20 protein-coding genes and 1 pseudogene are annotated in these 21,531 nt (G+C 71.1%); 15 read left to right on the top strand and 6 right to left on the bottom strand.

Translation table 11 applies throughout. The features are described 5' to 3' along the window. The first annotated feature begins 183 nt into the window (after nucleotides 1–183). The 4 genes from metH (at nucleotide 184) to hisG (ending at nucleotide 5,948) form a co-directional block, all read left to right on the top strand. Nucleotides 184–3,798 (top strand): methionine synthase, encoded by a 3,615-nt coding sequence (metH, locus tag BUE41_RS00995; RefSeq protein WP_073454896.1) that lies wholly within the window; start codon nucleotides 184–186, stop codon nucleotides 3,796–3,798. Beyond that, nucleotides 3,798–4,481, top strand: coding sequence for an HAD family hydrolase (locus BUE41_RS00990; protein WP_073454895.1), 684 nt, complete (start codon nucleotides 3,798–3,800; stop codon nucleotides 4,479–4,481). Before metH ends, BUE41_RS00990 begins: the two co-directional genes overlap by 1 nt. A gap of 240 nt (nucleotides 4,482–4,721) precedes the next feature. Then, on the top strand, nucleotides 4,722–4,985 hold the full coding sequence (locus BUE41_RS00985) for a phosphoribosyl-ATP diphosphatase (protein WP_073454894.1): 264 nt from the start codon (nucleotides 4,722–4,724) through the stop codon (nucleotides 4,983–4,985). Nucleotides 4,986–5,051: 66 nt separating this feature from the next. Continuing rightward, nucleotides 5,052–5,948 carry an ATP phosphoribosyltransferase gene (gene hisG / locus BUE41_RS00980; protein ID WP_073454893.1) on the top strand — a complete coding sequence of 299 codons (897 nt, stop codon included), beginning with the start codon at nucleotides 5,052–5,054 and terminating at the stop codon, nucleotides 5,946–5,948. Between the two features lie 18 nt (nucleotides 5,949–5,966). On the opposite strand, the gene BUE41_RS00975 is transcribed toward hisG, so the two are convergent. Next, on the bottom strand, nucleotides 5,967–6,791 hold the full coding sequence (locus tag BUE41_RS00975; protein WP_234996862.1) for a thioesterase family protein: 825 nt from the start codon (nucleotides 6,789–6,791) through the stop codon (nucleotides 5,967–5,969). A gap of 21 nt (nucleotides 6,792–6,812) precedes the next feature. After that, nucleotides 6,813–7,688 carry a RecB family exonuclease gene (locus tag BUE41_RS00970; protein WP_073454892.1) on the bottom strand — a complete coding sequence of 292 codons (876 nt, stop codon included), beginning with the start codon at nucleotides 7,686–7,688 and terminating at the stop codon, nucleotides 6,813–6,815. A 113-nt stretch (nucleotides 7,689–7,801) separates the two neighbouring features. Between BUE41_RS00970 and BUE41_RS00965 the strand changes: the two genes are divergently transcribed. The 4 genes from BUE41_RS00965 (at nucleotide 7,802) to ahpF (ending at nucleotide 13,488) form a co-directional block, all read left to right on the top strand. Further along, nucleotides 7,802–8,677 (top strand): tRNA (adenine-N1)-methyltransferase, encoded by an 876-nt coding sequence (locus BUE41_RS00965; RefSeq protein ID WP_073454891.1) that lies wholly within the window; start codon nucleotides 7,802–7,804, stop codon nucleotides 8,675–8,677. A gap of 224 nt (nucleotides 8,678–8,901) precedes the next feature. Then, nucleotides 8,902–10,659, top strand: a complete 1,758-nt coding sequence (gene arc / locus BUE41_RS00960; protein ID WP_234996910.1) for a proteasome ATPase — start codon at nucleotides 8,902–8,904, stop codon at nucleotides 10,657–10,659. Nucleotides 10,660–11,348: 689 nt separating this feature from the next. After that, nucleotides 11,349–11,912, top strand: coding sequence for an alkyl hydroperoxide reductase subunit C (ahpC, locus tag BUE41_RS00955; protein WP_073455124.1), 564 nt, complete (start codon nucleotides 11,349–11,351; stop codon nucleotides 11,910–11,912). Between the two features lies 1 nt (nucleotide 11,913). Continuing rightward, on the top strand, nucleotides 11,914–13,488 hold the full coding sequence (gene ahpF, locus BUE41_RS00950; protein WP_073454889.1) for an alkyl hydroperoxide reductase subunit F: 1,575 nt from the start codon (nucleotides 11,914–11,916) through the stop codon (nucleotides 13,486–13,488). A 129-nt stretch (nucleotides 13,489–13,617) separates the two neighbouring features. Here the strand turns inward: ahpF and BUE41_RS31055 are convergent, their stop codons facing one another. The 3 genes and pseudogenes from BUE41_RS31055 to BUE41_RS00940 all read right to left on the bottom strand — a co-directional run bounded on the left by BUE41_RS31055 (nucleotide 13,618) and on the right by BUE41_RS00940 (nucleotide 14,921). Further along, nucleotides 13,618–14,091 (bottom strand): hypothetical protein, encoded by a 474-nt coding sequence (locus tag BUE41_RS31055; protein ID WP_073454888.1) that lies wholly within the window; start codon nucleotides 14,089–14,091, stop codon nucleotides 13,618–13,620. 44 nt (nucleotides 14,092–14,135) lie between these two features. Continuing rightward, nucleotides 14,136–14,237: pseudogene (locus BUE41_RS32760) on the bottom strand (AraC family transcriptional regulator); the annotation flags it as partial. Nucleotides 14,238–14,378: 141 nt separating this feature from the next. Then, a complete protein-coding gene (locus tag BUE41_RS00940; RefSeq protein ID WP_073454887.1) occupies nucleotides 14,379–14,921 on the bottom strand; it encodes a YceI family protein in 543 nt (180 codons plus the stop codon). Nucleotides 14,922–15,096: 175 nt separating this feature from the next. Here BUE41_RS00940 and lpdA point away from each other — a divergent pair, with 175 nt between their 5' ends. Next, nucleotides 15,097–16,512, top strand: coding sequence for a dihydrolipoyl dehydrogenase (gene lpdA / locus BUE41_RS00935; RefSeq protein ID WP_073455123.1), 1,416 nt, complete (start codon nucleotides 15,097–15,099; stop codon nucleotides 16,510–16,512). Between the two features lie 3 nt (nucleotides 16,513–16,515). Beyond that, on the top strand, nucleotides 16,516–16,836 hold the full coding sequence (locus tag BUE41_RS00930; protein WP_073454886.1) for a hypothetical protein: 321 nt from the start codon (nucleotides 16,516–16,518) through the stop codon (nucleotides 16,834–16,836). A 29-nt stretch (nucleotides 16,837–16,865) separates the two neighbouring features. Here BUE41_RS00930 and BUE41_RS00925 read toward each other — a convergent pair whose 3' ends face one another. Next, nucleotides 16,866–17,387: an NUDIX domain-containing protein gene (locus BUE41_RS00925; RefSeq protein ID WP_073454885.1), complete on the bottom strand. Its 522-nt coding sequence runs from the start codon at nucleotides 17,385–17,387 to the stop codon at nucleotides 16,866–16,868. A 99-nt stretch (nucleotides 17,388–17,486) separates the two neighbouring features. Between BUE41_RS00925 and dop the strand changes: the two genes are divergently transcribed. From dop to BUE41_RS00900, 5 genes are all read left to right on the top strand, one after another. Beyond that, complete coding sequence (gene dop, locus BUE41_RS00920; RefSeq protein ID WP_073454884.1) at nucleotides 17,487–18,986, top strand: depupylase/deamidase Dop; 1,500 nt, start codon at nucleotides 17,487–17,489, stop codon at nucleotides 18,984–18,986. Nucleotides 18,987–19,129: 143 nt separating this feature from the next. Continuing rightward, the gene (locus tag BUE41_RS00915) at nucleotides 19,130–19,327 is read left to right on the top strand and encodes a ubiquitin-like protein Pup (RefSeq protein WP_073454883.1); all 198 of its coding nucleotides are present in this window, start codon (nucleotides 19,130–19,132) and stop codon (nucleotides 19,325–19,327) included. An 89-nt stretch (nucleotides 19,328–19,416) separates the two neighbouring features. Beyond that, a complete protein-coding gene (prcB, locus tag BUE41_RS00910; protein ID WP_073455122.1) occupies nucleotides 19,417–20,277 on the top strand; it encodes a proteasome subunit beta in 861 nt (286 codons plus the stop codon). A gap of 3 nt (nucleotides 20,278–20,280) precedes the next feature. Further along, entirely contained in the window at nucleotides 20,281–21,066 is a 786-nt protein-coding gene (gene prcA, locus BUE41_RS00905; protein WP_073454882.1) for a proteasome subunit alpha, read from the top strand. A 61-nt stretch (nucleotides 21,067–21,127) separates the two neighbouring features. Beyond that, a complete protein-coding gene (locus BUE41_RS00900) occupies nucleotides 21,128–21,526 on the top strand; it encodes a DUF4186 domain-containing protein (protein ID WP_234996861.1) in 399 nt (132 codons plus the stop codon). The last annotated feature ends 5 nt before the right edge of the window (nucleotides 21,527–21,531 follow it).

Raw genomic sequence — 21,531 nt, 5'->3', positions numbered from 1 at the left:
CGGCGCTGTGCCGGTCGGGGCATGTCCGGTCGACGTGCGCCGTGAGGTGGGTCGCTACCATCGACACCGCGGTCGAGAGGCGCTGCAACGGGTGGTGGAGGGTGCCACCCGCCACGCTCGAACCGCGCCAGGACGACAGCACAAGGGCGCCTCCCACGAATCCGACCGCGGGAGGCATCGAGCATGACGAATCCGGCCGACGACCTGCGCGAGTTGCTGGAGCGCCGGGTGGGGATCCTGGACGGCGCCTGGGGCACGATGCTGCAGTCGGCCGGGCTCGGGCCCGTCGACTACCGCGACGAGCGGCTGGCCGGCCATCCCCGCGACGTCACCGGCGACCCGGACCTGCTGAACATCACCCGGCCCGATCTGGTGCTGGACATCCACCGGCGCTACCTCGAGGCCGGGGCCGACATCACCACGACCAACACGTTCACCGCGACCGGCATCGCCCAGGGCGACTACGACCTGGAGCACCTGGTGCGCGAGATGAACCTGCAGGGTGCCCGGCTGGCCCGGCGGGCCGCCGACGAGATCGGCGCGCGCACCGGCACCCGGCGGTTCGTCGCCGGCTCGGTCGGCCCGCTCAACGTCACGCTGTCGCTCTCGCCGAAGGTCGACGACCCGGCCTACCGCACGGTGACGTTCGACCAGGTCCGCGACACCTACGCCGAGCAGATCGCGGCGCTGGCCGAGGGCGGCGTCGACCTGCTGCTGTTCGAGACGATCTTCGACACGCTCAACGTGAAGGCTGCGGTCTCGGCGGCTCGCGAGGTGGCGCCCGACCTGCCGCTGTGGATCTCGGTGACGATCGTCGACCGGTCCGGCCGCACCCTGTCCGGCCAGACCGTCGAGGCGTTCTGGACCTCGATCGAGCACGCGGATCCGCTGATCGTGGGCGTGAACTGCTCGCTGGGCGCGGCCGAGATGCGCCCGCACGTCGCGGACCTGGCGCGGCTGGCGGGCACGTACACCGCGAGCCACCCGAACGCCGGGCTGCCCAACGCGTTCGGTGGTTACGACCAGACCCCCGAGCAGACCGCGGCCCAGCTGCGCCAGTTCGCCGAGGACGGGCTGGTCAACATCGTCGGCGGCTGCTGCGGGACCACCCCCGACCACATCGCGCGGATCGCCGAGGCCGTGCGCGGCATGCCACCGCGGCCGGTGCCGCGGATCCGGCGCACCACCCGCTTCTCCGGCCTCGAGCCGTTCTCGATCGGGCCGGACACCGGCTTCGTCATGATCGGGGAGCGGACCAACGTCACCGGGTCCAAGCGGTTCCGCACGCTGATCGAATCGGGCGACTACCAGGGCGCCGTCGAGGTCGCGCTGGAGCAGGTGCGCGGCGGCGCCAACATGCTCGACGTCAACATGGACGCCGACCTGCTCGACAGCGAGCAGGCGATGACGACCTTCCTCAACCTGATCGCGACCGAGCCGGAGATCGCCCGGATCCCGATCATGATCGACAGCTCCCGGTGGAGCGTGCTCGAGGCCGGGCTGAAGTGCGTCCAGGGCAAGGGCGTGGTCAACTCGATCAGCCTCAAGGAGGGCGAGGAGGTCTTCCTGGAGCACGCCCGGCGCATCCGCGACTTCGGCGCGGGCGTGGTCGTCATGGCGTTCGACGAGCACGGCCAGGCCGACACCGCCGACCGCAAGGTCGAGATCTGCGGGCGCGCCTACGACCTGCTCATGAGCATCGGGTTCCCACCAGAGGACATCATCTTCGACCCGAACGTCCTGGCGATCGCCACGGGCATCGAGGAGCACAACGGCTACGGCAAGGCGTTCCTCGACGCGCTGCCGCGGATCAAGGAGCGCTGTCCCGGCGCCCGCACCAGCGGCGGCATCTCGAACCTGTCGTTCTCCTTCCGCGGCAACGACGTGGTGCGCGAGGCCATCCACTCGGCGTTCCTGTTCCACGCGATCCCGCTCGGGCTGGACATGGGGATCGTCAACGCCGGCCAGCTCGCGGTGTACGAGGACATCCCGAAGGACCTGCTGGAGCTGGTCGAGGACGTCCTGTTCGACCGCCGCCCGGACGCCACCGACCGGCTCGTGGCGCACGCCGGCACGATCGAGGGCAAAGCCACCAAGCGCGAGATCGACCTGAGCTGGCGCGAGGGCAGCGTCGAGGAGCGGCTCGCGCACGCGCTGGTCCACGGCATCGTGGACTTCATCGAGGAGGACACCGAGGAGGCCCGCCGGCAGGCCGCCCGGCCGCTGGAGGTCATCGAGGGCCCGCTGATGGCCGGCATGAAGATCGTCGGCGACCTCTTCGGGTCCGGCCGGATGTTCCTGCCCCAGGTGGTCAAGAGCGCGCGGGTGATGAAGCGCGCCGTGGCCTACCTCGAGCCGTTCATGGAGGCGGAGAAGCAGGCCGGGATCGCGGACGGCGAGACCCCGCGCGGCAACGGCAAGGTCGTGCTCGCCACCGTGAAGGGCGACGTGCACGACATCGGCAAGAACATCGTCGGCGTCGTCCTGGGCTGCAACAACTACGAGGTGATCGACCTGGGCGTGATGGTGCCCGCGGAGAAGATCCTCGACACCGCGATCGCCGAGGGCGCCGACGTGATCGGCCTGTCCGGACTGATCACCCCGTCGCTGGACGAGATGGTCTCGGTCGCGGGGGAGATGCAGCGGCGCGGGATGCGGCTGCCGCTGCTCATCGGTGGTGCCACCACGTCCCGCCAGCACACCGCGGTGCGCATCGCGCCCGCCTACGACGGCACCACCGTCCACGTCCTGGACGCCTCCCGGGTCACCGGGGTGGTGTCGGCGCTGCTCGACCCCGAGCGCGCCGCCGTGCTGGCCGCCGAGAACCGCGCCGAGCAGGAGCGGCTGCGCACCGAGCACGAGCGGCGGGTCTCGACCCCGTTGCTGACCCTCGAGCAGGCCCGCGCCAACGCCGAGCGGGTCGCGTTCGACGACCTGCCGGTGCCGGCGTTCACCGGCGTGCACCAAGTGGAGCCGTCGATCGCCGAGCTGCGCGAGATGATCGACTGGACGTTCTTCTTCCTGGCCTGGGAGCTGAAGGGCAGGTTCCCGAAGATCCTGGAGAACCCGGTCGCGAAGGACCTCTACGACGACGCCCAGCAGCTGCTCGACGAGATCGTCGCCGCCGGCTCGCTGCGCGCTCGCGGGGTGTACGGGTTCTGGCCCGCGCACAGCGAGGGCGACGACATCGTCGTCGACGGGGTGCGGTTCCCGATGCTGCGCCAGCAGACCGCCAAGCCGGACGGCCGCCCCAACCGCTGCCTCGCCGACTACGTGGCGCCGTCCGGTGATCACCTCGGCGGCTTCGCGGTCTCCGTCCAGGGCGCCGAGGAGCTCGCCGCCCGCTACGAGGCCGCGCAGGACGACTACCGCTCGATCATGGTGAAGGCGCTGGCCGACCGGCTCGCCGAGGCGTTCGCCGAGTGGCTGCATCTGCGGGCCCGCCGCGAGTGGTTCGAGCCGGACGCCGAGCCGGACCTGGCGGACCTGCACGCCGAGCGGTTCCGCGGCATCCGCCCGGCGTTCGGCTACCCGGCCAGCCCCGACCACACCGAGAAGCGGGAGCTGTTCGACCTGCTCGGCGCGGAGAAGGCCGGCATGGGGCTCACCGAGTCGTTCGCGATGACCCCCGCCGCCGCGGTGAGCGGCCTGATCTTCGCGCACCCGGCCGCGCGGTACTTCAGCGTCGGGCGCATCGGCCGCGACCAGGTCGAGGACTACGCGCGCCGGCGCGGCGCGTCGATCGACGAGGTGGAGCACTGGCTGCGCCCCAACCTCGCCTACGAACCGGAGGCTTGATGCGTCCCGAGCTCCCTGCGGCCGTCCTGTGGGACATGGACGGGACGCTCGTCGACTCGGAGAAGGTCTGGACGATCTCCCTGCAGGACACCGCGCGGAAGCTGGGCGGCGAGCTGTCCGCCGCCGCCCGTGAGGCCATGGTCGGCTCGAACATGGCCCGCACGATGGACCTGCTGTTCGCCGACCTCGGCCTCCCGCCCGACCCCGATCACCAGGCCGAGACCGCCGCGTACCTGTCGGCGCGCACGGCGGAGCTGTTCGCCGAGGGCCTGGTGTGGCGGCCCGGCGCGCACGCGGCGCTCACCGAGCTGCGCGCCACCGGCCTGCCGATGGCGCTGGTGACCAACACCGAGCGCGACCTCACCGAGTCCGCGCTCGACGTCATCGGGCGACACTTCTTCGACGTCACGGTGTGCGGGGACGAGGTGCCCCGCGGTAAGCCCGACCCGGACCCTTACCTGCGCGCGGCCGAGCTGCTCGGCGTGCCGATCGAGGAGTGCCTCGCCGTGGAGGATTCGCCGACCGGCACCCGCGCGGCGGAGTCGGCCGGCGCCGCGGTGCTCGTGGTGCCCTGCGAGACGACCGTGGAACCCGGCCCTGCCCGGGTGCTGCGCGACTCGCTGCACGGACTCACCCCGGACGAAGTACGGATCGTCTACGACCGTGTCGCCGCCGTACGATGATCACGACCACCCGGTGGCCGTGGCACCGCTCACGGGAGAGGGGCGCCGAGGGGGCCCGGCGGCCGACCGCTGGTCGGTCCGGACGACCGCTCCCCGCGTGCGTCGATCTTCCGGGTGATCGTCTCACCAGCGGATACTGCCACCTGGCGCATCCGGGCGACCGGGTGCAGCACGAGAGGAACGACATTTGTCAAGGGGCCCTGCCGCCGACGACACTGAAACGGTGAGGAGGAACGCGAAGTGAAGACCTTCGACGAGCTGTTCGCGGAGCTCACCGAGAAGGCGGCGACGCGGCCTGCCGGATCGGCGACCGTGGAAGCGCTCGATGCCGGCCTGCACGCGCAGGGTAAGAAGGTTCTCGAAGAGGCCGGTGAGGTCTGGATCGCTGCGGAGCACGAGCCGGACGACGCCTTGGCCGAGGAGATCTCGCAGTTGCTCTACCGGCTGCAGGTGCTCATGCTCGGTCGCGGCCTCCGGCTCGAAGACGTGTACAAGTTCCTCTAGACCTTCCTCCTGCCCCGGGCTCCGCCCAGCTCGTCCTGCACAGCACGACCGAGGAGACGACCTCCGATGCTCCGCATCGCACTGCCGAACAAGGGGACCCTGGCCGAGCCGGCCGCCACGATGATGCGCGAGGCGGGGTACCGACAGCGTTCGGACTCGCGCGATCTGAGCATGCTCGACGAGGAGAACGAGATCGAGTTCTTCTACCTGCGGCCCAAGGACATCGCCACCTACGTCGGGTCCGGCGACCTGCACCTGGGCATCACCGGCGCCGACCTCATGGAGGAGTCCGGCAGCCAGGTCCGCAAGGTGATCGAGCTCGGTTTCGGCCAGTCCAAGTTCCGCTTCGCGGCGCCGCCGCACACCAACGGCGGCCGCGAGTGGACCCTCGCCGACCTGGAGGGTCGCAAGATCGCCACCTCGTACCCGCGGCTGGTGCGGGCGCACCTGGCGCGCAACCGGGTCCGGGCGGACATCATCAAGCTCGACGGCGCCGTGGAGATCTCGGTGCAGCTCGGGCTCGCCGACGCGGTGGCCGACGTCGTCTCCTCCGGCCGCACGCTGCGCCAGCACAACCTGGTGCCGTTCGGTGAGCCCATCGCGGAGTCGGAGGCCACCCTCATCGAGCGGGAGCCGCGTCCCGACCGGGAGGAGCCGCCGGAGATCACCGCGGCCAAGCGGGTGTTCACGGCGCGGCTGCAGGGCGTGGTGTACGCCCGGAAGTACCTGATGGTCGACTACGACTGCCCGAAGGACGTCCTGGAGGACGCCAAGCGGATCACCCCCGGCATGCAGGCGCCCACCGTGGCACCGCTGACCGAGGACGGCTGGTTCGCCGTGCGGTCGATGGTGCCGAAGGCCGATGCCAACCGGGTCATGGACGATCTCGCCCGGCTCGGTGCGCGCGCGATCCTGACCTCGGAGATCCGCTCCTGCCGGGCGGTCGACGGCAGCACCTACTGAGCGGTCTCCTGCGAGGGGCTACCGGGGGCGCACCAGCAGTGCCTGGGCGCCCTGCCCCACCGGCCCGGATGGGTCGTGCAGGGTCGTGGTGGCCAGGCCCGCACCCGTCGGGCCGATGATCGTGCGGGCGTCCACCCCGACCCACTCGCCGGTGGGCGGTCGGTGCAGGTGGATCGTCAGCTCGGTGTTCATGTAGAGCCATTCGCGCAGGTCGAGCCGCCCGGAGATGCCGTTGCCGGAGTCAGCGACCACGGCCACCCGCTGGACCGGCGACATCTCCTCACCGGCCACCAGCGGCAGCCGCGGACGGCCCCAGACGGCACCGTCGCCGGGCTCGAGCCAGGCGCCCTTCACCCAGCGCCACTCGACGTTCTCGATGTAGCCGCACGTCCAGTGCTCCGGGAGGGGGCCCTGCGGCTCCACACCGTCGGGACCGGGCAGCGGCGCCGCGGGCGGCCCGGCGACCGCGACCGTGTCCGACCGCGCGACCCGCCATGCCCGCGCGCGCACGATCGTCCGCCCGTCCGCGGCCAGCTCGGCCGCCACCAGCTCGACGGCGCGGCCGGTGCGCTCCACCTCGGCGTGCACGGTGAGCTCGCCGAGCGGCACCGGCCCGAACAGCTCGAACGTGAACCGCACCGGCTGCAGGTCCGGCCGCGGAGCGCACCGCTCGACCGCCCTGACCAGCAGTGCGGACGGCGGGCCCGCGTGCTGGGCGTCTGCCGACCACGGCCCCTCGGTGGCTGCCGTGGCGAGGAACCGCTCACCGTCCGGCCCGTCGAGCGGCAGGTAGAACGCCTGCTCGGACACGTTGTTCTCGTCGGTCGGGTGCTCGTCCTGCACGTGCTCGGTCCCTCCAAGTCGTCACGACGCCAGCGCCGGTGGCTCGGTGCCCGGCCAGCCAGGGTACGGCGGGGGAGTGCCGCCCCACGCCGGGCACAGCGCCCGGTGGTCGCAGTAGTCGCACATCCGGCCCGGGTTCGGCCGGAAGTCACCGGTGCGCCCCGCCTCGAGCATCGCTGACCACAGCGCGTCGAGGATGCGCCCGAAGCGGCGCAGTTCCGCCTCCTCGGGCCGGTAGCTCAGCGTCTCGCCGTCGGCGAGGTAGTACAGCCGCAGCTCCGCGGGCACCGCGCCGCGGTCCTGCAGCAGCGCGAGCGCGTAGAACTTCAGCTGGAACAGCGCCCGCAGCTCGTGCATCGGGCCCGGCGCAGGTCCGGTCTTGTAGTCGATCACCCGCAGCCCGGCGGGGTCCTCGTCGAGCCGGTCGACGTAGCCGCGCAGCACGACCCCCGACTCGAGTTCGGTCTCCAGCAGCAGCTCCCGGGCCACCGGTTCGATCTCCCGCGGGTCCTCCAGCCGGAAGTACGTGTCGAGCAGCGGGGCGGCCGAGGCAAGCCACTCGGCGAGCTCCGGGTCGTCGGCGCCGGTGAACAGCCCGTCGAGCAGCTCGGGGACGGTCTCGGTCAGCTCCTGCCACAGCGGTGCGACGAGGGCGGCGGCCGCCTCGGGGGAGCGCTGCGCGGCGGGCAGGTCGAACAGCCGCTCCAGCACCGCGTGCACGAGCGTGCCGCGCACCTGGGCCCGGCCGGGCCGCTCGGGCAGCCGGTCGATCGCGCGGAAGCGGTAGAGCAGCGGGCAGGCCTTGAAGTCACCCGCCCGCGACGGGGACAGCGCCGGACGGCGCGGCTCGGAGCTGGCCTCCGCGATCGTCGCGGGGGAGCCGTCGCCGTCGGTCATGCGGGCAAGGCTATGCCGCGCCACCGACAAACCGGCACCGACAGCCCTGGCACCGACAGCCGACGGCCCGGCCGGCCGACGGGGGCGGCAACGCAGGGCACTAGCGTGTCCGCGTGTCCGACGCAGTCTCCGCAGCACCCCAGTCCGCCGCCGTCCGCGCCCGGGGCGGCCCGTTCCGCGACGGCGACCGCGTCCAGCTCACCGACCCCAAGGGCCGCCACTACACGATCACGCTGCAGGCGGGCGCGGAGTACCACACGCACCGCGGCGGGATCCGCCACGATGACCTGATCGGCAAGCCCGAGGGCAGCCTGGTGCACGCGCCGAGCGGCACCCCGTACCTCGCGCTGCGCCCGCGGCTGGCCGACTACGTGCTCTCGATGCCGCGCGGCGCGCAGGTGATCTACCCGAAGGACGCCGCCCAGATCCTCATGTGGGGCGACATCTTCCCCGGTGCCCGCGTGCTGGAGGCCGGCGCCGGATCGGGCGCCCTCACCTGCTCGCTGCTGCAGGCCGTAGGGGCAGAGGGCACGGTCATCTCGTACGAGGTGCGCGACGACCACGCGCGACACGCCCGGCGCAACGTGGAGATCTTCTTCGGCGAACAGCCACCCAACTGGAGCTTGCGGGTCGCTGATCTTCATACTCACGACGGCCGGGCGGAACCGGTCGATCGGGTCGTTCTGGACATGCTCGCGCCGTGGGAGCACCTCGACACGGTGGCCACCGCACTCATCCCCGGTGGGGTCCTCGTCGGCTACGTGGCCACCACGACGCAGCTCTCCCGGCTCGTGGAGGACCTGCGCGAACAGCAGTGCTGGACCGAGCCGGACGCCTGGGAATGCCTGGTCAGGCCGTGGCACGTGGTCGGGCTGGCCGTCCGCCCCGAGCACCGTATGCAGGGCCACACCGCGTTCCTCGTCACAGCGCGCCGGCTGGCGGAGGGCGTCGTCCCGCCGAAACCGCAGCGCCGCCCGACCAGCCGCTGACCTGTCGGACGGCCGTTCCCGCGCCGACCTGCCGAAGGCCCGGTGACACCGCAGTCACCGGGCCTTCGCGTCAAGGCACCGGGCGGTTGAGGGGTGGATCACCGGTTCGCCGCACGGAATAACTCGCCGATTTGCAGGTACCGTATGGAAACGGAGCACGGAGGGAGGATGCCGTGAACCACTACGACGGTCCCGGCAGCGGCAACCCAGGTGATCGCGGCGAGCTGTCTCCGGCAGAGGCAGCAGCCCAGATCCGCTTCCTGGAGGAAGAGGTCGCCCTGCTGCGGCGCAAGCTCAGCGAGGCCCCACGTCACGTTCGTGTGCTGGAGCAGCGTCTCGCCGAGTCGGCCAGCCGGCTCGCGCAGCTCTCCGCGCGCAACGAGAAGCTTACCGAGACCCTGAAGGAGGCCCGCGGGCAGCTCGTCGCCCTCCGCGAGGAAGTCGACCGACTGGCCCAGCCGCCCAGCGGCTACGGGGTCTTCCAGGCCCGGTACGAGGACGACACGGTCGACGTGTTCACGTCCGGCCGGCGCATGCGCGTCGCGGTGTCGCCCGCGGTCGACGCCACGTCGCTGCGGCCCGGGCAGACCGTGCGGCTCAACGAGGCCCTCACCGTCGTCGAGGCGGGCGGCTTCGAACGCATCGGCGAGGTGTGTGCCCTGCGTGAGGTGCTGTACGAGCCGACCGAGGACGAGGCGGGCCGGGCGCTGGTCGTCGGGCACGCCGACGAGGAGCGGGTGGTGTGGCTCGCCGCCCCCCTGTTCGACAAGGACGACCCGGACTACGTCCCGCTGAAGCCGGGCGACTCGCTGCTGGTCGACACCAAGGCCGGTTACGCGTACGAACGGGTGCCGAAGGCCGAGGTCGAGGACCTCGTGCTGGAGGAGGTCCCGGACGTCGACTACAGCGACATCGGTGGCCTCGGGCGGCAGATCGAGCAGATCCGCGACGCCGTGGAGCTGCCGTTCCTGCACGCGGACCTGTTCCGGGAGTACGAGCTGCGCCCGCCGAAGGGTGTGCTGCTGTACGGCCCGCCCGGCTGCGGCAAGACGCTCATCGCGAAGGCGGTCGCGAACTCGCTGGCCAAGAAGGTGGCGGCGGTCCGCGGCGAGGACCCGAGCGAGGGCCGCGCGTTCTTCCTGAACATCAAGGGCCCGGAGCTGCTGAACAAGTTCGTCGGCGAGACCGAGCGGCACATCCGGCTGATCTTCCAGCGGGCGCGGGAGAAGGCGTCCGCGGGCACCCCGGTGATCGTGTTCTTCGACGAGATGGACTCGATCTTCCGCACCCGCGGTTCGGGGGTGTCCTCCGACGTCGAGACCACGATCGTGCCCCAGCTCCTCGCCGAGATCGACGGCGTCGAGGGCCTGGAGAACGTGATCGTGATCGGCGCGTCCAACCGCGAGGACATGATCGACCCCGCGATCCTGCGGCCCGGTCGGCTGGACGTGAAGATCAAGATCGAGCGGCCGGACGCGGAGGCGGCGAAGGACATCTTCTCGAAGTACCTGACCGAGACGCTGCCGATCCACAAGGACGACCTCGCCGAGTTCGGCGGCGACCGGAAGGCGTGCATCGACGCGATGATCCAGCGGGTCGTCGAGCGGATGTACGACGAGAGCGAGGAGAACCGGTTCCTGGAGGTCACCTACGCCAACGGCGACAAGGAGACGCTCTACTTCAAGGACTTCAACTCCGGCGCGATGATCCAGAACATCGTCGACCGGTCGAAGAAGGCCGCGATCAAGTCGGTGCTGGAGACGGGCCAGCCGGGTCTGCGGGTCCAGCACCTGCTGGACGCGATCGTCGACGAGTTCGCCGAGAACGAGGACCTGCCCAACACCACCAACCCCGACGACTGGGCGCGCATCTCCGGCAAGAAGGGCGAGCGGATCGTCTACATCCGCACGCTCGTCACCGGGAAGAACGCCGACACCGGCCGCGCGATCGACACCGCGTCGAACACGGGCCAGTACCTGTGACGACCCACCTGTAGGAGACGACGAGCAGGCGAACCGCCCGGTGCTTCGAGCACCGGGCGGTTCGCCGTGTTCGGGGGACGTGTTCGGGGGATGCGTGCAGATCGTCGTCGGCGACCTGCGGGGTCGCGACGTGGCGGCGTTCCCGCAGGCGCACCTGGACCAGACGCACGAGCTGAGCCCGCCCGAGCACGTGCACGCGCGCGGGACCCGGATGCGCTGCGCGCACCGGAGACCGCGTTCTGCACGTGCGCGACCACGGCCTGCTGGTCGGCTGCGGGGCGCCGGAGGACCTCGGTGGAGTTCACGCTCGACCTCCACCCGCTGGATCTCGCGCTGGATCTCACACCGGCGTCCGGGACCTTCGCCCCCACCGATTCCCGACGAACGGCCCTTTCGTAGCAGCATTGCGCACGAAAGGGCCGTTCGTGGCTTTCCCGGTCCGGGTGAGGTGCTGGTCACAGGCCTGCTGACGCGGAGAGGGCCGATCCGCGGCGGACCGCCCGGCGGACCCGTGGTTGATCAGCGTGGATATCCTCAACATCCGTTGATCAAGGTCTTTGTCCGCAGATTCATGCGTGACGCAGGCCATGGTCCGCAGATTCGGCATCTCACCGCCTTGTCTGGAATCATTCAAGACAAGCCCGCGGTGCTCCCCTGGTTCCGCGGCGGTCGCACGAGTAGGAGTGACGATGCCTCTGATCAACAGCACCATCCAGCCGTTCAAGGTGAACGCTTTCCACGACGGGAAGTTCATCGAGGTCACCGACGCCGACCTCAAGGGCAAGTGGAGCGTGCTGGTCTTCTACCCGGGTGACTTCACCTTCGTCTGCCCCACGGAGCTCGAGGACCTCGCCGACAACTACGAGGAGTTCCAGAAGCTCGGCGTCGAGGTGTACGCCGTCTCCACCGACAGCCACTTCTCGCACAAGGCGTGGCACGACAGCTCGCCGGCCGTCGGCAAGGTGAAGTACCCGATGCTCGCCGACATGACCTTCGAGCTCTCGCGCGCCTTCGACGTGCTGATCGAGGACGCGGGCCAGGCCCTGCGCGGCACGTTCGTCATCGACCCCGACGGCGTGATCAAGGCCGCCGAGGTCAACGACAACGGCATCGGCCGCAGCGCCGCCGAGCTGCTGCGCCGGGTCAAGGCCGCGCAGTACATCGCCGCCCACCCCGGTGAGGTCTGCCCGGCGAAGTGGGAGGAGGGCGCCGAGACCCTGTCCCCGTCCCTGGAGCTGGTCGGCAAGATCTGACATGCTGGACGAGCGCCTGAAGGCGCAGCTCAAGGAGCATCTTGGGCTGCTCCGCAAGCCTATCGAGCTGGTGGCGACCCTGGGCGATGACTCCGACAGGGTCAGTCAGCAGACACGGGAGCTGCTGGCCGACATCGCGTCGGTCAGCGACAAGGTGACCGTCGTCGAGCGCGACCTCGACGACGTGCGCCGCCCGTCGTTCCTGATCACCAATCCCGGCGTGGACACCGGCGTCCGCTTCGCAGGTGTCCCGCTCGGGCACGAGTTCACCTCCCTGGTGCTGGCGCTGCTCCACGTGGGCGGTCACCCGCCCAAGGAGGAGGCTGAGCTGCTCGAGCAGGTCAAGGCGCTGCCGGGTCCGCTGCACTTCGAGACCTACTTCTCGCTCACCTGCCAGAACTGCCCCGACGTGGTCCAGGCGCTCAACATCATGAGCGCGCTGAACCCGAACGTGACCCACACGGCGATCGAGGGCGGTGCGTTCGCGGACGAGGTCAAGGCGCGGGAGATCCTGAGCGTCCCGACCGTCTACCTCAACGGTGAGCTGTTCGCCCAGGGCCGGATGGGCCTGGCCGACATCGTCGCCAAGCTCGACTCCGGCGCCGAGGAGCGGCAGGCGCAGGAGATGTCCGGCCGCGAGACCTACGACGTGCTCGTCGTCGGGGGCGGCCCGGCCGGTGCGACGGCGGCGATCTACGCGGCCCGCAAGGGGATCCGCACCGGGCTGGTCGCCGAGCGGCTGGGCGGCCAGGTCCTCGACACCGCCGGGATCGAGAACTACCCGACCGTGCTGCACACCGAGGGCGTCCAGTACGGGGCGGCTCTGGAGCGGCACGTGCGGGAGTACGAGGTCGACGTCATCGACCGGCAGAAGGCGGTCAAGCTCGTCGCGCCGGTCGAGGAAGGCGAGCCGCTGGTCGTCGAGTTCGAGAACGGTGCGCAGCTGCGCGCCCGGACGATCGTGCTCGCGACCGGCGCCCGGTGGCGCAACCTCGGGGTCCCCGGCGAACAGGAGTACCGCAACAAGGGCGTGACCTACTGCCCGCACTGCGATGGCCCGCTGTTCAAGGGCAAGCCCGTGGCGGTCGTCGGAGGCGGCAACTCGGGGGTGGAGGCGGCCATCGACCTGGCCGGCATCACCTCCCGGGTCACGCTCCTGGAGTTCCTCGGGGAGCTGCGCGCCGACGAGGTGCTGCAGCGCAAGCTGCGCAGCCTGCCGAACGTGACGGTCGTGCTGGAGGCGCAGACCACCGAGGTGATCGGCGACGGTCGCCGGGTCACCGGGCTGCGCTACCGGGACCGCACGAGCGGCGAGGAGCACGTCCTGGACGTGGCGGGCGTCTTCGTGCAGATCGGGTTGGTGCCGAACACGGACTGGCTGGCCGACACCATCGAGCTCACCGACCGGGGCGAGGTCGTGGTGGACGCCGCCGGCCGGACGAACGTCCCGGGGGTGTTCGCGGCGGGTGACTGCACGACCGTGCCGTACAAGCAGATCGTCACCGCTGCCGGTGAGGGGGCGAAGGCCGCGCTGAGCGCCTTCGACCACCTGATCCGCACGACGGCGCCGGTCTGATCAGGCACCGCGGCGGGCCCGCGCGATCTCCACGAACGGCCCTTCCGTGAGCAGCACCGCTCACGGAAGGGCCGTTCGCGGCTCTTCGGGGCTGTCCGATCCGTTCACGACAGGGGCCGCCGGGAGCCCCTAGCGTCGCGGCGCACGACGCACGGACGCTTCGACCACACCGGCATCATCGTCTCCGACATGGCGAGAGCACCGGCCTTCTACCGCCTGCTCGGCCCTGGACTGCCCCCTGAGGCGGACGGGCACGTGGAGGTGACCCTGCCCGGCGCCCGACGGCACGGGCGTCGACCTGTTCGGCCCGCTCAGCTGAGCCGGGCTGGTCCCGACGAGGGTGCGGACCTCCTGGGAGAGGTGCGGCTGGCCGGCGTAGCCAGCCGAGCGCGTCGGCCAGCTCCGCGGCTGATCGCCCGGCCACCGCACCGCGCGACGCGCGCCGCACGGCAGGGCGGGATCGCCGGGCAGCCGCGGGGCGAGGTCGAGCAGCACCGCGGTGGGATCGTCGCCGCGCTCGATGCGGGCGGTCGCGGCGCCGGCGAGATCGGGGAGCAGCTCGGCGAGCGGGACGCGCTGGTCGCGCAGCGCCGCGCCGGGCACGCCACGAGCGACGGGAGCGCACCCGGCTGGAAACGCACACCGGCGGCCGCGCCGGAGCGCGACCGCCGGTCAGGTGCGGTGTCCGGGCCGGCGACGAGGAGCTCGCCGCTGCTCCAGACCAGGTCCGTGCACCCGTCCGGGAGCACGCGCCGCGAGGTGCGTCGAGCGTCCAGACGGCCGCGATCGCCTCCCGCAGTGCCGTCGGCGGCGTCGTTCCCGGTAAGGGCCCGACCTCGTGATAGGTGCTCGCCGGCTCGCGAGTGGCCGGCTCTCACCTCACGTGCGACTCACTTGCGCAGCACGGCCTCGATCTCGAGGGTGATGGTGACCTTGTCGCCGATCACCACGCCGCCACCGTCGAGCGGCATCTGGATGTCGACGCCGAAGTCGTTGCGGTTGATGGTGGTGGTGGCCTCGAACCCGGCGCGGGTGCCGCCGTAGGCGTCCGGCCCGAAGCCGGTGAACTCCAGGTCGAAGGTGACCGGCTTGGTCACGCCCTTGATGGTCAGCTCGCCCTCCAGCTTGTCCTCGCTGACCGAGGTGGAGCGGAAGGTCCAGGTCGGGTACTTCTCGACCGCGAAGAAGTCGGCGGAGCGGATGTGCTCGTCGCGCTGCTCGTTCGCCGTGTCGATCGAAGCGGCGTCGACGGTGGCGGTGACCTTCGAGTCCTCCAGGTTCTCACCGGTGACGATCTCGCCCGAGAACGTGGTGAAACGGCCGCGGACCTTGCTGACCATCATGTGCCGGACGGCGAAGCCGACCGTGGAGTGGACGGGGTCGATGTCCCAGGTGCCGGCGATGTAACCGGGGATGCGGGTCGCGGTCGTCATGCTGCTTCGGTCCTCCGTGGGGGTACGTGAAAGCTCAGTTGTTGAGCGGACACCAATAATTACAAGTTGAGCGTTCACATAATTCCCGCGGTGGTGGTCATCACACCGATGGCGCAAGATCACGGATGCACGACGGGCGCACCGCCGACGGGAGTCGCCTACTAGGGTGGCGACCATGTCATCGCACTTCGACGTGGTCGTTCTCGGTGCAGGTCCCGGTGGGTACGTCGCGGCGATCCGCGCGGCTCAGCTCGGCAAGAGCGTCGCCGTGGTGGAGGAGAAGTACTGGGGCGGCGTGTGCCTGAACGTCGGGTGCATCCCGTCGAAGGCGCTGCTGCGCAACGCCGAGCTCGCGCACCTGATGACCGACGAGGCGAAGACCTTCGGGGTCTCCGGCGACGTCTCGTTCGACTTCGGGGCCGCCTTCGACCGCAGCCGGGCCGTGGCCGAGGGCCGCGTCAAGGGCGTGCACTACCTGATGAAGAAGAACAAGATCACCGAGTTCGACGGGCGGGGCACGTTCGTCGAGCCCGGTGTGATCGAGGTCGCGCTCAACTCCGGCGGCACCGAGACCGTCACCTACGACGACGTCATCATCGCCACCGGCACCACCACCCGGATGATGCCCGGGGTGGAGCGCTCGGAGAAGGTCGTCACCTACGAGGAGCAGATCCTCAGCCGCGATCTCCCGAAGAGCATCGTCATCGCGGGGGCCGGCGCGATCGGTGTCGAGTTCGCGTTCGTGCTGCGCAACTTCGGCGTCAAGGTCACGATCGTCGAGTTCCTCGACCGGCTCCTGCCGCTGGAGGACGCCGAGGTCTCCAAGGAGCTGGCCCGCCGCTACAAGAAGTACGGCATCGACGTGCTGACCTCCACGAAGGTCGAAGCGGTCGACGAGTCCGGTGACGGTGTGACCGTCACGGTCACCCAGAACGGCCAGGAGAAGACGCTCACCGCCGACAAGCTGCTCTCCGCGATCGGGTTCGCCCCGCGCACCGAGGGCTACGGCCTGGAGAGGCTGGGCGTCGCGCTGACCGAGCGGGGCGCGATCGCGGTCGACGACCACATGCGCACCAACGTCGAGCACGTGTACGCGATCGGCGACGTCACCGCGAAGCTGATGCTCGCCCACGTCGCCGAGGCCCAGGGCGTGGTCGCGGCCGAGACGATCGCCGGCGCCGAGACGATGCCGCTCGGGCCCGAGGACTACGTGATGATGCCGCGGGCGACGTTCTGCACACCGCAGGTGGCGAGCTTCGGCTACACCGAGGCCCAGGCGAACGAGCTGGCCGCGGAGCGCGGGTGGAAGGTGAAGGTCGCGAAGTTCCCCTTCACCGCGAACGGCAAGGCGCAGGGCATCGCCGAGCCGGGCGGGTTCGTCAAGCTCATCAGCGACGACACGCACGGCGAGCTGCTCGGCGGTCACCTCATCGGCCCCGAGGTCACCGAGCTGCTGCCGGAGCTCACGCTGGCGCAGAAGTGGGACCTCACCGCCCACGAGCTGGCCCGCAACGTCCACGCGCACCCGACGCTGTCCGAGGGGCTCCAGGAGGCCATCCACGGGCTCGCCGGGCACATGATCAACCTCTGAGCCGTGCGCCGGCCCGTCGCTGGTTCGGCACCGGATGCGCCGTGGACCGTCGACGAGCTCGCCGCCGCGGTCCGGGAGCGGCTGCCGGAGGCGACCGGCGTGGTGGCCGACCGCACCGGGACCGGGCTCGTCGTCGAGCTCGCCGAGGCCGAAGGCCGGGAGGCGAGGTGGCGGCTCACCTTCCCGGGGATGCTCGCGGGGCTCGGCGGCGAGCCCCTGACCGCGGCTGCGCTCATCGTGCGGGCGAACGTGCAGGAGTGGTGCGAGGTCCGTGATCGGTACCCGGACGGCCTGCCCGGCATGACCGTGCGGTGGTTCGGCTGATCCCCGTCCTGATCCCCTCGGACCCCGCCTCAGGTCCCCAGCCGGGCCAGCCAGCGCTGCGCACCCACCCGCCCGTCCGGGGCGAACGGGCGAGCCGGGTCGGCGAGCACCGCACGCAGCTCCGCCACGGTGACCCAGCCGCCCCAGGCCACCTCCTCGGGCTGCCAGGTGACCGGGCCGTCCCAGAACGCCTCGTAGGCGAACACGTGGTAGCGCAGCCGGCCGTCGTCGTAGCGGAACCGGTCGAGCGGCGCGAGCGGGACGCCCGTCACCCCGAGTTCTTCGGCCAGCTCCCGCTCCGCGGCCGCACCGGGCGTCTCGCCCGGGTCGACCACCCCGCCTGCCCAGCAGTCGTACGCACCCGGGTGGACCAGTTTGGTGTCCGTCCGCCGGTGCAGGTAGACCCGCCGTCCGTCGGTGCTGCGCAGGAGCACGGCCGTGGCGGCGTGCCAGAGTCCGTCGCGGTAGACGACGCTGCGTTGCGCCGCTTCGCCGGTCGGGGCACCCTCGGGGTCGTAGAGCGCCACGAGTTCGGCGCCAGGATCCTGCACGGTCCCATCTTCCGCCGGTTAGGCTCGGCGGATGAGCTCGTGTGAGGTGCGCGCGTGACACAGCCGTCGACGAAGCCCCTGTCCGGTGCTCGCCGGATCATGGGCACCGAGGTCGAGTACGGGATCTCGGTGCCCGGTGACCCCGCCGCGAACCCGGTGATCACCTCGACCCAGATCGTCCTGGCGTACGCCGCGGCGGCCGACATCCCGCGGTCCCGGCGGGCCCGGTGGGACTACGAGGTGGAGTCCCCGCTGCGCGACGCGCGCGGGTTCGACCTGTCCGCGCCGACGATGCACTCGCCCGGCGACTCCGACCTCGACGACCTGGGTGCCGCGAACGTCATCCTCACCAACGGTGCCCGGCTCTACGTCGACCACGCGCACCCGGAGTACTCGACCCCCGAGGTCCTCACCCCGCGCGACGTCGTGATCTGGGACAAGGCGGGGGAGCGGACGATGGAGGAGGCCGCGCTGCGGGCGGCCACCGTCCCCGGCGCCCCGCGGATCCAGCTCTACAAGAACAACGTCGACGGCAAGGGCGCGAGCTACGGCTCGCACGAGAACTACCTGATGTCCCGGTTCACCCCGTTCCCGGCGATCGTGGCGGGGCTCACGCCGTTCTTCGTGACCCGGCAGGTGATCACCGGCTCCGGGCGGGTCGGGATCGGCACGACGGGCGAGGAGCCCGGCTACCAGCTGTCCCAGCGGGCCGACTACATCGAGGTCGAGGTCGGCCTGGAGACCACGCTCAAGCGCGGCATCATCAACACCCGCGACGAGCCGCACGCCGACGCCGACAAGTACCGCCGTCTGCACGTGATCATCGGCGACGCGAACCTGAGCGAGTACTCCACACTGCTGAAGGTCGGCACCACGGCGCTGGTGCTGGACATGATCGAGAACGGCGTCCGGTTCGACGAGCTGCGCCTGGCCGAGCCGGTGCGCTCGGTGCACCGGATCAGCCACGATCCCACGCTCAAGACCACCGTCGACCTGGTGGACGGGCGCAAGTTCACCGGCCTGGACGTGCAGCGGGCGTACTTCGAGAAGGCGCAGAAGCACGTCGAGAACACCCTGGGCGCCGACGTCGACCCGGACACGGCCGAGGTGCTGCAGCTGTGGGGCGAGGTCCTCGACGCGCTCGAGCGCGACCCGATGGAGACCGCCGACCGGCTCGACTGGACGGCCAAGCTGCGGCTGCTCGAGGGCTACCGGGAGCGCGACGGGCTCAGCTGGGAGTCCGGGCGGCTGGCGCTGGTGGACCTGCAGTACAGCGACGTGCGGATGGCGAAGGGGCTCTACAACCGCCTGGCCACCCGCGGGTCGATCAAGCGGCTGGTCAGCGAGGAGGACATCCGCGCGGCCATGCACAACCCGCCGGAGAACACCCGCGCCTACTTCCGCGGTCGCTGCCTCGAGCGGTACCCCGGTGAGGTCGCTGCGGCCTCGTGGGACTCGGTCATCTTCGACCTCGGCCGCGAGTCGCTGGTGCGCATCCCCACCCTCGAACCGCTGCGCGGCACCCGGCGGCACGTGGGCGAGCTGATCGACAACGCGCGCACCGCCGAGGAGCTCGTGACCGCCCTGACGCAGGGCTGAGCGGCGCCGGTTGGCCGGCTGCGAACACCGCGGACGAGGGGTGCACCGCGTCCCGATCACGGGCGTGTCGTCGGCGTGCTGGGTTACTGTTTCCTCAACGGGCACGTGCGGCGACAGGTGTCCGGGAGGAGGAGGTACTTCACATGTCGCAGGAACAGACCAAGCGTCAGGGCGGCGGTGGCGGCGACGACGAGACCGGTTCCGACAGCGCCGCCGCCGGCCAGGAGCGTCGCGAGAAGCTCGGCGAGGACGTGGACACGATCCTCGACGAGATCGACGACGTCCTCGAGGAGAACGCGGAAGACTTCGTCCGTGCGTACGTCCAGAAGGGCGGGGAGTAACTTCCTCTCCTGCACGACGAGATCACGACCTGGTGCGCGCACGCCGTGACGGCGTGCGCGCCGGCACGAAGGAGAGGCACGCCCTGAGCATGGAGTTCCGGCCCCCGGTCACTGCCCCAGGTCTCGGTGCGTACCTCGCGCCCGGACCCATGTCGTTCACCGACTTCGTCAGCTCCCACGCGCCGCACCTGCTGCCCACCCCCGCTGCCGCGCCCGCGGCGTCCGGGGCCGCGGCCGGTGGGCTCGACGTCCCCCACGGCACCACGATCGTCGCGCTGACCTTCCGCGACGGCGTGGTGATCGCGGGCGACCGGCGGGCGACCTCGGGGAACGTCATCGCCCAGCGCGACATCGAGAAGATCTTCATCACCGACTCGTACTCGGCCGTCGGGATCGCGGGGTCGGCCGGCGTGGCCCTCCAGATGATCCGGTTGTACTCGGCCGACCTGGAGCACTACGAGAAGCTCGAGGGCGTCTCGCTGTCGTTCGACGGCAAGGCCAACAAGCTGGCCCAGTCGGTCGCGGCCAACCTCGGCGCGGCCATGCAGGGCTTCGTGGTGGTCCCGCTGTTCGTCGGCTACGACCCCGAGGCGGGCGGCGGGCGGATCGTCAACTACGACGCCACCGGCGGCCGCTACGACGAGCACCTCGGCTACAACGCGGTCGGGTCGGGATCGGTCTTCGCGAAGTCGGCGCTGAAGAAGACCTACGACCCGAACGCCGACCAGGCCGCGGCGATCCGCACGGCCCTGGCGGCCCTCTACGACGCGGCCGACGACGACACCGCCACCGGCCTGCCCGACCTCACGCGGGGGCTCTACCCGACCGTGGTGAGCATCACCGGGGCCGAGGGCGCGGCGAAGCGGCCCACCTCGGAGATCGAGGCGATCGTGCGCGACATCGTGGCCGAGCGGACGCAGAGCCCGAGCACCGGAACCGCGGAGGCCTGAGCCATGACGATGCCGTTCTACTCCTCGGTCGACCAGCTCCTGCGCGACCGTTCGGAGCTGGCCCGCAAGGGCATCGCCCGGGGCCGCAGCGTCGCGATCCTGACGTTCACCGGTGGCGTGCTGTTCGTGGCGGAGAACCGCTCGAAGGCGCTCAACAAGATCTCCGAGATCTACGACCGCATCGGCTTCGCCGCGGTCGGGCGCTACAACGAGTTCGACGCCCTGCGCACCGCCGGTATCCGCGCCGCCGACTTCCGCGGGTACGCCTACGACCGCCGCGACGTCACCGCCCGGATGCTCGCGAACATGTACGCGCAGGTGCTGGGCGCGTCGTTCGTGGAGCAGCAGAAGCCGTACGAGGTGGAGCTGTGCGTGGCAGGCGTCGGCCTCACACCGGAGGGTGACCAGCTCTACCGCATCACCTACGACGGCTCGATCACCGACGAGCCGCAGTTCGTGGTGATGGGCGGCACCACGGAGCCGATCAGCTCCAAGCTCAAGGAGACCTACACGACCGGGCTCGACCTGGAGGCGGCGCTCGCCGTGGCGGTGGAGGCGCTGCAGGCGGGCACCGCGCCCGGCAACGGCACGCCGACCCCGCTCGGCGTCACCGCGCTCGAGGTGGCGGTCCTGGACCGCACCCGCGAGCGCCGCACGTTCCGCCGCATCCAGGGCGAGACGCTGCGCAACCTGCTCCCCGAGGCCAACCGGAACGTCGACGTCCCCCCGGGCCCCGACGCCGTCGGCGGCGACGAGAGCCCGGCGGGCGCCGGTGCCACCGAGAGCTGACCTGCGACTCACCCACCGCCCCGTCCGCACTCCGCGGGCGGGGCGGTGGTGTCATGGGATGGTGTCTGACGGCACGGTGCCGGAGGCGGAGGACGAGCTGGCCGTTCGGCTGCGGCGCATCGGGCAGCACCCGTTCCGCGCGAGGTTCCGGCTGCGCGGCCGCGACCGGGCGATCGTCGACCTGCGCGGCATCGCCACTGTCCGCCGGCACGCCGAGGAGCTGATCGGCGACCGGTTGGCCCCGGCGCAGCCGCGCAACGACGGCAAGCAGACGCCCTACCGCGGCCATCCCGTGTTCGTCGCCCAGCACGCCACCGCGACCTGCTGCCGCGCCTGCCTGCAGCGCTGGCACGGCATCCCGGCCGGCCGCCCCCTCGACCCGGCCGAGCGGACCTACGTGGTGGCGGCGATCTGCCGGTGGATCACGTGGCAGTACGCCCCGGGGCACCCGCCGCCGTGACCCGC

Origin of the sequence: Pseudonocardia thermophila, assembly GCF_900142365.1 — a bacterium.
GTDB classification, from domain to species: domain Bacteria; phylum Actinomycetota; class Actinomycetes; order Mycobacteriales; family Pseudonocardiaceae; genus Pseudonocardia; species Pseudonocardia thermophila.
The sequence above is the reverse complement of the archived record's forward strand: the minus strand, read 5'-3'. Positions and strand labels throughout refer to the sequence as shown.

Excerpts from the sequence above, each read along its gene's own strand:
- metH (WP_073454896.1), top strand. The coding sequence starts at position 184 with ATGACGAATCCGGCCGACGACCTGCGCGAGTTGCTGGAGCGCCGGGTG.
- BUE41_RS00990 (WP_073454895.1), top strand. The coding sequence starts at position 3,798 with ATGCGTCCCGAGCTCCCTGCGGCCGTCCTGTGGGACATGGACGGGACG.
- hisG (WP_073454893.1), top strand. The coding sequence starts at position 5,052 with ATGCTCCGCATCGCACTGCCGAACAAGGGGACCCTGGCCGAGCCGGCC.
- BUE41_RS00970 (WP_073454892.1), bottom strand. The coding sequence starts at position 7,688 with ATGACCGACGGCGACGGCTCCCCCGCGACGATCGCGGAGGCCAGCTCC.
- ahpC (WP_073455124.1), top strand. The coding sequence starts at position 11,349 with ATGCCTCTGATCAACAGCACCATCCAGCCGTTCAAGGTGAACGCTTTC.
- ahpF (WP_073454889.1), top strand. The coding sequence starts at position 11,914 with ATGCTGGACGAGCGCCTGAAGGCGCAGCTCAAGGAGCATCTTGGGCTG.
- BUE41_RS00940 (WP_073454887.1), bottom strand. The coding sequence starts at position 14,921 with ATGACGACCGCGACCCGCATCCCCGGTTACATCGCCGGCACCTGGGAC.
- lpdA (WP_073455123.1), top strand. The coding sequence starts at position 15,097 with ATGTCATCGCACTTCGACGTGGTCGTTCTCGGTGCAGGTCCCGGTGGG.
- dop (WP_073454884.1), top strand. The coding sequence starts at position 17,487 with ATGGGCACCGAGGTCGAGTACGGGATCTCGGTGCCCGGTGACCCCGCC.
- BUE41_RS00915 (WP_073454883.1), top strand. The coding sequence starts at position 19,130 with ATGTCGCAGGAACAGACCAAGCGTCAGGGCGGCGGTGGCGGCGACGAC.
- prcB (WP_073455122.1), top strand. The coding sequence starts at position 19,417 with ATGGAGTTCCGGCCCCCGGTCACTGCCCCAGGTCTCGGTGCGTACCTC.
- prcA (WP_073454882.1), top strand. The coding sequence starts at position 20,281 with ATGACGATGCCGTTCTACTCCTCGGTCGACCAGCTCCTGCGCGACCGT.